The following is a 13,535-nucleotide window of genomic DNA, read 5'->3' as shown; positions in this document are numbered from 1 at the left end:
TTCAAATATAATATTCCGCCAAGTCAACAATGCCTGCCCGCATGGCATATTTGATGGCCTCGTGCACATTGTTCACTCCCAGTTTACGGAATATATTCTTTCGGTGACTGTTGATGGTATGGAAGCTCAGATTCTTCTCTGCGGCTATCTCTTTGGTCGTTTTTCCCAAAGCTATTTCTTTCAGGATTATTTTTTCTGTCGGTGTAAGCAGGCGGTCTTCCTGCGGCACGAAAGTATGCACGGATGAAGCAGTGTTTGTATTTCCGCTTCCCGATAACAGCAGATTGCTTACGTGATTGCAGATAAAGCGTTCTTTGCGTGATGCGCATTGCAGAGCCGACATAATTTCTTCTTTGGAGTTATCTTTCAACACTACTCCGAACGCATGGCTGCTGAACAAGACCTGCCTCAGGAAGCCGATACTCAATTCGTCGGAGAACAAGAGCCAATCCGACTCTTTGAATCGTTCCTGAAGGATAATCAGTTCATCCGCACCGGAAAAATCGAACAATGTATAATCTAAAATAACCACCGCTTGCGGATGAATGCGTAATAGCTGAACCAACTCTATTTTATTGTCGGCTTCCAGCAACAGGCTTACTTCTTTCTGCTTGCTTAACAAAAACATCATTCCTGCTTTCGTGATGTCTTGGTTATCTGCGATGATATATTCTCTCATAATCTATCCATAAAAAAACTCCGTTGCAAATGTACACTTTTTGTGCGATTTGCAACGGAGTTATGTGAATTAGTTACGAGTAGAGGGCCACTCGTTACTTTTATTACCATGAACGGCCTTTAAATACATCCGACTGACTCAGCGGAACGAGGTTACCGCTCAGAGTTAATGTATTGGAGTTGAAGTTCGGGTTAATGGTTACAGTAGCGTTATTTCCACCGTTGGTCAATGTGATAAATACCTGAGCCGAGATACCGATACCCTGTACGCTGAAGTTACAGTTTACGTTTCCTCTTTTATCGGTAGTCACTTTTACGTCCGAAGTAGTTCCATCCACAGTTACACCACCAATTCCGTTAGGGCCGGGGTACGGAGTGTTGAATGCCACCTGCACAGTTGCTCTCTGTCCATTCAGCATCACAAAGTTAGTGTTTGACGACACGAAAGCGGTCTGGCCACGTTTGAAAATCACTTGGTCGGCTTCCAATACAAACTGTTTGTCTTTGATAGCTTGTACGGCTTGTTGATACGCTACTTGGTCGGCAGCCTGTTCTTCGGCTTTCAGTCTGGCTCTTTCGGCGTCTCTTTGTGCCTTGCGGTCTGCCCGACGCACCTCCCTGTTAGACTCTTGTGCATACATCATGGTCGATGCACTTACTAATACCAATGCTACTAATGCAATAAACTTTTTCATAACTTTTTTTTGTTTAGGTTTAAAACTGTTGTTCGTTTATTCCAAGAACAACTCCCTTTTCAGATTGTTCACTTGCGTCTCACAATTTTATATCCGATAGCGGCAATCGTAATGCTCATTAACGGACTGATAATGTTGAAGAAGCAATAAGGAAGATAAACCAGTGTCGGAACACTTAATATCGTGGCCTGTGTCATTCCGCAGGTATTCCATGGTATCAAGACGGAAGTTACTGTAACAGAATCTTCCGTAGTCCGGCTGAGCAGACAGCTTTCATAACCTTTCTTTTCATATATATCCCGGAACATGTTTCCGGTCAGGATAATGCTGATATATTGGTCGGCTGTGGCGAGGTTCAGGAAGATACCCGAACAGACCGTAGAAGCCACCATGCTAACCGTATTTTTCATGAAGCGGACAAATACGGAAGTGATACTTCCCAACATTCCGCTGGCAGTCATGGCTCCTCCGAAGCACATGGCACAGATGATAAGCCATACCGTATTCATCATACCCGCCATGCCACGGGTGGCCACAAGTTCGGTGAGTGCTTCGTTGCTTGTCTGTAGGCTGGTTCCTCCATAAAGGGTCATCATCAATCCTTTAAAGATGGACTGAATACCTTCGGAATTCTGAGCACCGGATATTTCTTGCAATAGATCGGGTTGGAAGAATACCGCAAATACTCCTGCCAATGCTGCCGACAAGAACAAGGTGATAATGGAAGGTACCCGACGGGCAATCAGTATGCCTGTTCCTATCGGTACAATCAGCAACCATGGCGTAATGTGGAATTTTCCTGCCAGTGCTGCCGAGAACTCTGCTATATGTTCTGTATTTCCGGCATTGTGTGACAGCCCGGCTACAGTGAAGATTATCAAGGTGATGATTAATGATGGCACAGTGGTTATCAGCATATAGCGGATGTGCTTGAACAGGGGGGTGTCGGTAACCGAGGCGGCTAATATCGTAGTATCCGATAACGGTGAGATTTTATCTCCGAAGTAAGCTCCCGAAATAATAGCTCCGGCGATCCATCCTTCTTCAAAACCTTGTGCTTTCCCGATTCCCATTAGGGCGATCCCGATGGTGGCAATCGTGGTCCAGGAACTTCCGGTCATAACCGATACCAATGCGCAAATAATGCAGGTAGAGGTCAGGAAAAAACTGGGATGAATGATTTGTATACCGTAATAAATCAGTGTCGGAACTACGCCACTGATCATCCACGCACCACTCAGGGCGCCAATAATTAAGAGGATAATCAGTGCGGAAGATACACCGGTAATATTGTTCGTAATAGCCAGTTCAAAGTCTTTCCATCCTATCTTGTAGAATCCCATGCCGATCAGTACACAAACAGCTGTTGTGGTCAGGAGGGACACCTGGCTGCCTCCGCTGAGTGCATCGCTGCCAAATGTGCGTATGGTGGCAAATAGCAGGGCAACCAGTACGATCAAGGGGATCAACGAGACAAGGGGCGAGGGGATTTTTTTCATGATTCTTCTTTTCCTTTTTTATTTTCAAGCATCTATTCCTGTAAATGTTTTCAGTGCGTAACCTATCAGGAAGCTGATACCGGCTACACTGAAACTGAGTACCGCCATTTCGGTAAATCTTTTGCGGAAGCTCTCTCCGCGTGCCACGGAATAGTAGTAATTGAACAATGCGATGATCATTAAAGCCATGGCCAACATTACCCCTAAAGCTATCAGTACGTTTTCAATCAGGATGAACGGAGCAACCAGTGCCGCCACCGTGATGATATAGGCGATTCCCGTATAGATAGCTGCTTTCACCGGGTGTTTGTTTTCTCCGCCTTCCGATTTGGTCGAGAGGTATTCGGACGAAGCCATTGATAAAGCTGCCGCTATTCCGGTGATGCTTCCGGTCAGGGCAATCAGCCTGGAGTCGCTTAATGCCAAAGTGAAACCGGCCAGTGCTCCGGTAAACTCTACCAAGGCATCATTTAGGCCGAGTACTACCGATCCCATATATTCAAGCCGCTCTTCGTTGATCAGTCCGATTAGTTTCTGTTCGTGGATTTCCTCTTCTTTGGCCAACTGCTGGAGATCCGGAAAATCGGTATATTTGGCATAATCATGATGTGCGTTCTCTTCGCTCGATTCCATCAGCTTAATTGCAAATGTAATACCCAGGACCCGTGCCAACCAGTAGTATTTGGCTATACGCATCCGGTCGGGTGCTACATCGGTTCCTGTATACTTCTTCAGTGTGGCATAATGTGCCTTTTCTTCTGCTGAAATCAGGCGTAATACTCTGCGGTTCGATTCGTCTTTTTCAATAGAGGCCAGCCGTTCGTATACGATGCTTTCGGTTTTTTCGTTTCTTTGGAAACGGATAAACTCTTCATTCATTTCTTTATTCAGGTTCGTTTTCATAACTCTTAATTTTGCAAGATATCCTGTCTTCTGCACCACCAATAGCGGATAAATAATACCCCTGTGAACATAAGTGCCAGTGAGAGTCCGGTGTAGAAAACCGAGATGAACGTATCGGGTAACAGATGTAGCGAACGAATGGTGATTCCCATCGCTATCATGAAGCACATGACAATCCATCCCTTTGCGTCGAAAAAAGAGAAGGGGCAATTCTTTTCCTTTTTCTTTTGTTCGATCCGGCGGGTATGTTTATAGTAGAGCTTTCGGAAGACGAGAATAAAAAACAATAGGAAGACAACCGTAGCTTCGCCTACCTTGAAGTGCCAGTGGCGTGAGTCATTGAGCCAGGTCACAATACCTATACGCAGGAGATTGGCCCCCGCTATTATCCAAACGATACCGGCTGTGATTAATAATACTTGTCTGTTTACTCCGTACTTCATGTCTATATAACAATTATTAGGTGACTTCGGATTATCGTTTTGAGAAAAAAGTAATCAGCAGTGAACCGATGGTCAATGCTATTCCCGTACCAACGACTCCATGCCAACCGAATGCCTGCCAGAATGTTCCTGCCAGAAACGTCCCCGTAGAGGCACCTATGAAGTAAGTGGTCATAAAAATTGTATTAATGCGGTTAGAAGCACTCGGACAGAGTTCGAAGATGCGGGTCTGGTTACTTAATTGGATACATTGCATACCTATATCGATGATAATGATGCCGGCAACTATACCCCAATAAGAGTTTTCCCCTGCAAACAGCAGGAACCAAGCCAATAAAATCAGTCCGCATCCGATGAAATTGAATCGTCTGACCCCGACTCTCCGTACATACTTTCCTACGAGGGAAGCTGACAAAGCACCGGCAATGCCACACAACCCTAACATACCGATGACATGGCTGTCGGCATAGAACGGGGCACCTCCCATCTTAAATGCCAGACACGACCACATAGCCAGAAATGAACCGAAAGCAAGTGCTGCACGGACAGAGAAAATGCGAAGTTCGGGATATTGCTTCAATAATGAATACAAAGACTTCATTAAGTCGCTATACCTTCCCTGAAAGTTAGGGCGTATGTCCGGCAATACCCGCATGACCACAATGCCACATAACAGCATCATACCTGCGGCGATATAATACATTTCGCGCCAGCCAAACAGTTCTCCTATAAATCCGCTGACCACTCGTGAAGCCAAGATGCCGGTCAGTAATCCCGAAACTACGATCCCTACGTTCCGTCCCTTGTTTTCCGGACGCGAGAACTGAGAGGCTATCGGGATAAATATTTGTGGCATCACCGAACAGATACCTGTGAGAAGCGAAGCACAAAGAATGATATGGATGTTGGGAGCCATTGCGATGACGAGCAACGAGAGAATCAATACGGAGAAACTGGTAAGAATGATACGTTTCCGCTGGTATAAGTCACCTAAAGGAACGATAAACAATAATCCGAGCGCATAACCGATCTGTGTCACCATGGCGATCAGATTGGTTTTAAACTCCGAAACGCCCAGTTCATGGCGAATCATGTTCAGTAAGGGCTGGTTATAGTAAAGGTTGGCTACCGATATGCCTGCAACAATGGCGAGTGTCCAAAGTATTGAAGCCGGTAATTCACCATTTTCTTTCAAAATCTGTTTCATGGCGCAAAGTTACCATTTTGGGGGCTATTCCACAAAGAACGTTGTTGAAATTGTATTTCCTTCGTCGTCTACTGCTGTCAGCGAGTGCTTTCCCGGAGCAGGGCGTAGAGAGAATTTATGGAAGTCCTGTGTCTGCATCAGGTAGGTTTCGTCCAGATGCCAGTAGACAGTTGTGTTGGGATGGCTGTGGACCAATTCGACGGTCAGCTGTCCTTGGTTACCATCCATCTGTTTAGGCAGATGGAGCCGCGCTCCCATCGGAGGATAGATAAACTGCATCGGCTGGAAACGGTCTTCTCCGCATCCGGGTTTGAAGGGGGGGAGCGGATGATACTCAGGATGATGCTGTTTATAATACCACTCCCATACGGGTGGAAGGGTAAACCAGTTTCGGCGGGCAACCGGTTCACGGTCAGCACAGTTTTCGTAGATACGGAACCGTTCATCTGCTGATAGGGTGACCGGGTGGTGATAGGGGCAGGCTTCCGTTCTGAGGCCTTCCGGAAGAATTAGCAGGGTATCTGTTTCTTCACAAAACCGTCCTTTCAAATGTCCGGATTGCCGACAGATCTCTGCTTCAACCAGTTTACCTTGTGGGCGCTCGAACCAGGGAGAGGAGGGGAGCAGATTGAATACATCGAACAGGACAGGCCCCGCTGTACGGGCCCCTACCAGTCCGGGCTTGCCTTCACCCGTAGCATTTCCGACCCATACACCTACGGCATATTTTGGAGTTACCCCCACTGCCCAGGCATCCCGGAAACCATAACTGGTACCCGTTTTCCAGGCAATGGTTTGCATGGAAGGGATGGTACGCCAGTCTATCTCTTCGGGGCGGTTTACTTCTTTGATGGCGTCAAATGTCTGCCAGACTGCTCCGGGTTGGAATGGCGGATGTTGAATGATGGCCGGGGATCGGTGGGCGGAGAGGGAGTCCGATAATAATAAGGTACAAGGGGTCTGTACCAGTCCGTTGAGGCTGCGTCCCATATTGGCATAGGCCGAAGCGACATCCCAAAGGGTAGCTTCCGCTCCTCCCAGAATCAAAGAAAGTCCGTAGTGTCCTGAGGGACGGTTTAAGGTGGTCAGCCCTATCTGCTTCAGAAAATTGTGGAACTTGGGTACTCCATACCGTTGTAACATTGTGACCGAAGGAATGTTGAGCGAACGTGCGATGGCTTCCGAAGCCGGTACGGCACCTTCGAATTGCTGGTTGAAGTTTTGTGGAGTAAAGCCATTAATGTTGACCGGAACGTCCGGTAACAGAGTATTGGGAAGAATCTCTCCTTCCTGTAGCATTGCATAATAAAGAAAGGGCTTGAGAATGCTTCCTGTGCTGCGTGGTGACCGGATTACATCTACCTGGTTACCGCTCTTTTTCTTGTCGAAGTGTACATTGCCGCAATAAGCAATGGCCTGATTGGTACGAATGTCAATTACGAGGATGGCCATATTTCGGATATCACTTCGCTTGAATTCGCTGTTCCACCGTTCTACCAGACTTTCTATCTGAGTTTGTATACCCTTGTCGATGGTCGATACGGAATATTCTCCATTTCGGGTCTGATAGAAATGGTCTGTCAGATGGGGGGCTATCTGTGGAAGAGGCAAAGGTTCCTGGGGGAGTGGCTCGCTGATAGCCAGTTCATAAGTGGAAGTATCGAGAATACCTTTTTGGTGCAGGTGTGTCAGCAGTCGGTTTCGTTTGTCAAGTAATGCTTGCCGGCTTTTCGAAAGGTGGATCATGGCGGGAGAGTTGGGAAGTACGGCAAGCATAGCCGATTCCGCCCAGGATAGTTCTTCTGCCGAGTGTCCGAAATAGCGCCATGCAGCAGCATCCAGTCCCACTACATTACCTCCGAAGGGGGCATGCGAAACATAAAGTGACAATATCTTCTTCTTGGAATAACGGAACTCCAGCCGGGTGGCTCCTATCATCTCGATCAGTTTTTCCTTGAATGTACGCGGCTTGTTCCGTGCCAGCCGAATCGTTTGCATCGTAAGAGTGCTTCCCCCGCTGACGATTCGCTTGTGTCTGAGATTTTGCAGGGCGGCTCTGCCTATTGCCAAGGGGTTGACTCCCCAATGGCGGTAGAATTGACGGTCTTCAAATTCAACCAGACAGGTAGCTACTTTTTCCGGTGTGTTGTCGCGCGGAGGGAAACGCCATTGTCCATCCGTGGCGATACGGGCACCGAGAAGTTCCCCATTACGGTCGACCAAGACAGTAGAATAGGGAGAGGTGAATAATTGCCGGGGAAGACAAAATAAGTATAGGAGAAGTAGGAGGAAGAGAGAAATCTTCCACCAACTTTTGAAATATTTCTTCCACCCCCTCCCTTGTGGGGAGGGGGGAAGATTGTTTGGTTTAAGAATACGGTTCATCAGGTTTTATTTGATAGTTTTACCTGATGACTTGCGTCCTTCCGGCCTGTGTCCTTGCCTGTGCATTAGCATCATACATCGCTTCACACTGGATAGCCGGCATAACAAAATCACCGGCATAGGTCGCCTGTAAGCGGACGGTAAATGTTTTGGCTTGTCCCTGCTGTAAGTTAAAGTAGGTCAGTATCCGGTCATCGCGAATATCCTGATAGCTATAAGGAGCAGAGGTTGTAATCTGTCCTGCCATTCGTTCATTAAAGATCTCCCAGCCGGCAGGAATGATATGTGTCAGTGCCAGATTCGTATAATCCGTCGTACCACTGATGTTGGCTACAGTTACCACTGCCATAAAGTCCGTACCCTGATTCAGAGAACGTGTATCTATCGGCGAGCCGTTATTGTCTAAATACCTTACGTTCAGGCGTAGATTATTGGCCATCGGCGGCAATGTGTCGTTCAGTAATTGGGTACGTGTGATCAGATCTGCGTTTAGAGATCCTTTCCCGTTATTTTTCAGGATTACTTTTCCTTCATGTGGTGAAGTGGGGAGTGATGCCTCGTATATGGCTTTGGCTGATTTTACAGCCGGTTGCTGTTTGCCATTCAACGTCCAGTTAAAGTCCAGCGTACCGGACAGTTTTTCTGCCAAACGTCCCATTGCCATCAATGAAAAGGCAGTAGACTGTGTGCTGAACCATGTCTCTTGTGCCAGGTTGTGTGAAACGATTTTGGCTTGTTCCATGGCCTCACGCTGGCGGTTCATCAGCAATAAGGTTTCAAGTATCATTGCTTCGTCACGATCGGATGAACCGTATACATAGTTATTCGATGAATAAGGTTCTACGGTTGTCTTAGCACTGAATACCAGTTCACCGGCTGCTTTCTCTTTGCCGTTGAGTGCATAGGCGGCTGCCAAACGCCATTTGGCTTGTTGCGAGAGTGCCGGCAATTCTTTCATCCGGTTCATGGCTCCATGTTCAGGTGATCCCGCCATAGCCAGTGTGTAAAGGCGGAAAGCCTGCTGGAGGTCTGCCTGCCAATACCACCAGTTCTGCTCTTGTGTGACGGGTTGCCAATTCTGGGATGCTGCCTTTTGGAAGCGTTTCCATTTGTTCAATACATTGCTGTTCACTGCATAACCCTTTTCTTGTGCCAATACCAGGAACATACCTGCATAAGAGGTGATCCATTCGTTTGCCGAGGCATCTCCCGGCCAATAGACGAAGCCTCCGTTGGGAAGTTGACGCCCGTATAGTTGACGGATGGCTTCCTGTACATTGGTTTTTATCTTTTCCGATTCCTCGTTGTCTACTGTTTTGAACTGGCTGACGAACAGCAGCGGAAGGGCTTTTGAAGTCAGTTGCTCTGTACAGTTGTGCTGATAATTGTATAGGAAATCGAAACGGCGGCTTATGTCGACAGACGGGATGCGTGAGACCTCCAACTGTATACTGTTTCCTTCCGAACCGTTACTTAACTGGTAATGGAGCTCTTCACTCTTTCCGGCTTCCACCCATTTACTCTCACGCAAAGTGACTGTCGGATTCGGATTACGTACCTCTATCTCGATTGTTTCTTTGGTACTTTGTCCGTTACCGTTAGCAGCCAGATGGATGGTAGCTTTCCCGGTTTTCGTACCTGTCTTTAATTTAAAGAAGATAAGCCGGTCACCGGTTTGGTTGAAAGTAAGCGTCTGCTGCTTGCTGCCGTTCACTTGTACTCCGGCACCGGAAGCCTGTATGGATACGTTTACATTCTTCACACTGTTTTCCAATGCGAATACGTTAACAGGAACTTCAATTTCTTCACCGGTACTCAGTACACGTGGCAGTGTCGAAAGAATCATTAACGGAGTGCGTACAGGAGCTGTTTTTTCTGCATTTCCGTATGCTCCGTCCTGACCGGCCACTACCATGGCACGTACAGAACCTACATACATCGGTAAAGTGATCTGGTGAGTGCGGCTTTTTCCTTTGGCAATACTGAAAGGACCGATGAATTTCACTACCGGTTTGAAGCGGTTTGCTTTCTGGTCCGATGGCTTCAGGGTTTCATCACCGCCTGTGCTGAACATCGATCCATAGCTTCCCGCTGTGGCTCCCAGTACATCGTCATACATATCCCAAGTACGGATTCCCAGTGCCTCACGGGCATAGAAACTGTTCCAGGGATCCGGTGTCTTGAAGTTGGTTAAATCAAGCAGCCCGTCATCTACAATAGCGAGCGTATAAGTCATCGGTTTACCGTGCCTTTCGCTTACGGTCAGGTTGAATGCCTGTTCGGGACGAAGCACTTCCGGCATCTTGATTTGCGGCTCAAGAACCGTTTGTTTATCAGTTACGAATACCGGCATTATACCGTACATGCGGATAGGGAGGTCGTTTACCGTTTGCGCATGGGGTTGCAGCAGGCTGATATGAAGATAAACATTCGGAGCCATTTCGGGAGTCACCTTAAACTGATATTTGGTGTCCTCCTTCCCCGATACTTCAATCCACTCCCGTTGAATTACGGACGAACCGTTTTCAAGTGTTACCAGTGCTCTTCCTCCTGCGGAAGCCGGCAATATGGCTGTTACGGTTTCTCCCGGTTCGTAGGAGTCCTTGTCGATGGAGAAAGATAACATCTTGATACCACTCGGGTCACTCTTGTTGGAACGTCCCCGCCAGTCAGGCCAGTCCACATAGATGGTACCTCCCGTAGCATGTCCGCTTTCGCGGTCTTTCACGTAAACCAGATACCGTCCCCAATCCGGATAATTCACTCTGAAGCTGAATTGTCCCTTTCCGCCTACTGTGTTGAGTCGTCCTGTAGCTACGGGGCTGATGGAGCTGCTGTTGATGTATGTTTCGAATGATTCGTTATCGTTTTCCCACCACCAACTCCAACTGATGCGGTATATTTTGTATTCCAGCCCGGAACGGTTCACCGGTTTTCCGTCGGGACTGACTGTAATGACATCAAACACATGATCTTTATCTGTTTCGATATATCTGCCCTGCGGTTGGTTCAGGTTGATACCTACGTATGACGGGAAAGGAGAGTAGGGGACAGACTGAGTTTGGATACTGGCATCTCCACCCGGCTCGAATACCTGAGTCGTGATGTTGGCTTGAAGCATGCCCGGGGCATTTTCCGAGGCAGGAAGTTTCAGCATGAATCCGGCATTGCCACTTTCGTCCAGTGTACCACTGAATACATCGGTTCTTACCGAGGTGAATTCCGTAGCCGGATTATTGAAAATGTAAGTTCCATAATTCTTGAATTGGGTGTTGACTTTCGATAAAGACATTTCTATCTTTGCCTTCAGGCGTGATGCAGTGGCTCCTGTCAGCCATGCTGACGAAAGGTGTGCCTGTACTTCTTTATCTGAAGCTTTCAGGATTTCTCCCGGCAATTTCAGGTTTATTTTCAGTCGGTTCGGCTTGATGGTTTCTACCCGAAGCGCTTTGTGAAAGGCAGTACCTCCCACCTTTATGTACGCATTCCATAGTCCGGTTGGGTCTTCTGCCTGCGTCGGGATCTTGAATGTATAGAATCCATTCAGTCCGTTGGTTGAAATAAGTTTGCTATAAAATTGCCCCCTTGGATTATAGAGCTCCAATGCTACAGGATGTTTGTCCGGGATACGTTTGGCACGATCTTCCAGAATAAACGAGATATGCAGAGTGTCTCCCGGACGCCATACTCCTCTTTCACCGTACACAAATCCTTTCAAGCCTTTTTGGATGTCCTTGCCGCCCACATCAAAGCGGCTGGTGGACTGTTCTTCTCCGTCTGCTACTTTTACGTAGGCTTTTTGCTTGTCTGATTCCGCTACTACGATGAAAGGCACTCCTTTCGTTTCAATTGTGGCGAAACCTTCCGAATCCGTCACTGCTTTGCCTACAGGCTGTAACTGGAAATTGTAAACAGTGACTTGGGCTTTTTCCACCGGTTTGGTATCCAGGATGTTGTTTACTGCTATCCAAAGTTTATTCATTGAATTGCGTTTCACAATCATGCCGATGTTGGAAGCCAGCACATTACAGGTGGCTATCCGGTCAGATGTCATGTAATAAGACGGGTGACAAGGGTTGTCCCGTTCATCCCATCGGTACTGACTCCAGTCGGCATTTTCATTTCCGCTGAAATAATAATATGTTTCGGGTTTGTCCCAGACTGCTTCATCTTCTTCCGGAAGAGTGCCGGATGTGACTTTGGTCAAAGATTCGGTTTCTTCGGAAAATTGCATTCTCGGGCTTTCACCACCACAAGGGTAGGCCGAATACTCCTGTTTGAAGGAAAGGATGACACGATAAATAGCACCCGGTTCCTGATGGATCAGACCTGCCAGGTCAATAGAATAGTTTTCCCATTTATGAAGGTCTTTTGATGAATCTTTGCCTAAAAACAATGTTTTTTTGTATACCAGTCTTCCGGACCTTCTTAATTCATTGGCCGAAGAAAGCGAATTGTTTTGCATAAACATCAGTACATTGTTTTCAAAGATGCGGATAACCCGCAAATCTACTGCATACAGGTTGACGGCCCGGAACGGAATGACAAGGTTTTTTGAGTCGGGAATGATGGCACCTGCAGAGGCTATTTCTACCTGAGGTTTCAGACTCAGTTCGCCAAAAGAGATAGAGTGTGAGTTTCCCAGTGCTTTTCCTTGGCCGTTTTTTATGCCTTCGTGTATTTTCAGTGTAAGCTTGCTGAGCTGACTGGCTTCAAAATAAACATTCACACGGTTATCCGTTACCTGAAAGATATACGAAGAAATCTCCGGTATTTCGATCAGTCCTTTTAAATCCTGAGCATCCGAAACCGGGTCTGAGAAGACGATTTGTATTCCGTTTTCCGGTTGGTCGATGCGTTCGGCAGAAAGGAAGCGGAAACTGTCTTTGGCAGGAATAGTGATTGTTTCACTTTGCTTCCGGTCAATTCCGGCGGACTTTCCGTCTGCTGTGATTTCAAGTTCGTAGTCTTGTTTATTTCTTTGGATATTGCCGATGACGAAGCTATAGGCTGACGGATTGGAGGTGGACTCTACGGTGACTGTCGGAGAAGACAGCCCGCCACTGGCAGAAAGCATTTTTTCTACCTGCTCCTTAGTCGTTTTATCGCTGAAACGGATCTCTCCTTTCACAGTTACTTTATCGGGTGAAGAGGCGGTTATTTCAAGCGGAGCTGTATGTAATGTGAAATTGCTTTCCTGTACTCGGAAGGAGAAGTCGAATGATTTCAATTTGCTATCCACTTCAACGAAATTTCCCAGCTGGAATGTTCCCTGATACAATTCTCCCGGTTTCAGTTGTCCCTCTTCCGGAAGAAACTCGACAGTATTATTACTGACCCAATAGGCCTTCCCTTTTATCGAAGGAGTGAAGCGGAACGGATTATCCTTTAGTTCATTGTTTAAGTCCACCATCGGTTGGTCCTGCGTCAACTCAATCCGTATGGGAGAAGATTGAGAAATGACACCGCCCGTATAGGCATTGACGTAAGGAGCGTATTCCGAAGACGGAATAATTTCTTTAGCGCTGCGTGTGCAAGCGAATAATCCTGCGATGATGATCATAAACACACAGGAGAATAGAATTAAAAGATTCTTTTTCCCTTTCATAATGAATCATGTTTAGTTAGTTATTATTTTATCGTCCGTTCGTTTTTATCTCTACTTTCAAGATTTGGATTTACAAAGATACAATTTATCCGATAGAAAGTGTCGCGAGGCTCTGTT

General features: G+C 46.9%; 8 protein-coding genes. All 8 read right to left on the bottom strand.

Annotation, left to right across the window (positions count from 1 at the left end):
- Position 1: 1 nt before the first annotated feature.
- The 8 genes from ISX59_RS03550 to ISX59_RS03515 all read right to left on the bottom strand — a co-directional run bounded on the left by ISX59_RS03550 (position 2) and on the right by ISX59_RS03515 (position 13,418).
- Positions 2–679 carry a response regulator transcription factor gene (locus tag ISX59_RS03550; RefSeq protein WP_005809625.1) on the bottom strand — a complete coding sequence of 226 codons (678 nt, stop codon included), beginning with the start codon at positions 677–679 and terminating at the stop codon, positions 2–4.
- Between the two features lie 103 nt (positions 680–782).
- On the bottom strand, positions 783–1,373 hold the full coding sequence (locus ISX59_RS03545; protein ID WP_005776068.1) for a DUF4251 domain-containing protein: 591 nt from the start codon (positions 1,371–1,373) through the stop codon (positions 783–785).
- A 68-nt stretch (positions 1,374–1,441) separates the two neighbouring features.
- Complete coding sequence (locus ISX59_RS03540; protein WP_005776069.1) at positions 1,442–2,872, bottom strand: Na+/H+ antiporter NhaC family protein; 1,431 nt, start codon at positions 2,870–2,872, stop codon at positions 1,442–1,444.
- A gap of 24 nt (positions 2,873–2,896) precedes the next feature.
- Complete coding sequence (locus ISX59_RS03535) at positions 2,897–3,775, bottom strand: VIT1/CCC1 transporter family protein (RefSeq protein ID WP_005776070.1); 879 nt, start codon at positions 3,773–3,775, stop codon at positions 2,897–2,899.
- A gap of 5 nt (positions 3,776–3,780) precedes the next feature.
- A complete protein-coding gene (locus ISX59_RS03530; RefSeq protein WP_005776072.1) occupies positions 3,781–4,218 on the bottom strand; it encodes a hypothetical protein in 438 nt (145 codons plus the stop codon).
- Between the two features lie 31 nt (positions 4,219–4,249).
- Positions 4,250–5,425: an MFS transporter gene (locus ISX59_RS03525; RefSeq protein ID WP_032540985.1), complete on the bottom strand. Its 1,176-nt coding sequence runs from the start codon at positions 5,423–5,425 to the stop codon at positions 4,250–4,252.
- Positions 5,426–5,449: 24 nt separating this feature from the next.
- Entirely contained in the window at positions 5,450–7,810 is a 2,361-nt protein-coding gene (pbpC, locus tag ISX59_RS03520) for a penicillin-binding protein 1C (protein ID WP_032540986.1), read from the bottom strand.
- Positions 7,811–7,829: 19 nt separating this feature from the next.
- On the bottom strand, positions 7,830–13,418 hold the full coding sequence (locus ISX59_RS03515) for an alpha-2-macroglobulin (protein WP_220575679.1): 5,589 nt from the start codon (positions 13,416–13,418) through the stop codon (positions 7,830–7,832).
- Positions 13,419–13,535: the final 117 nt, after the last annotated feature.

Source organism: Bacteroides sp. FSHCM14E1 (assembly GCF_019633785.1).
GTDB classification, from domain to species: domain Bacteria; phylum Bacteroidota; class Bacteroidia; order Bacteroidales; family Bacteroidaceae; genus Bacteroides; species Bacteroides hominis.
The sequence above is the reverse complement of the archived record's forward strand: the minus strand, read 5'-3'. Positions and strand labels throughout refer to the sequence as shown.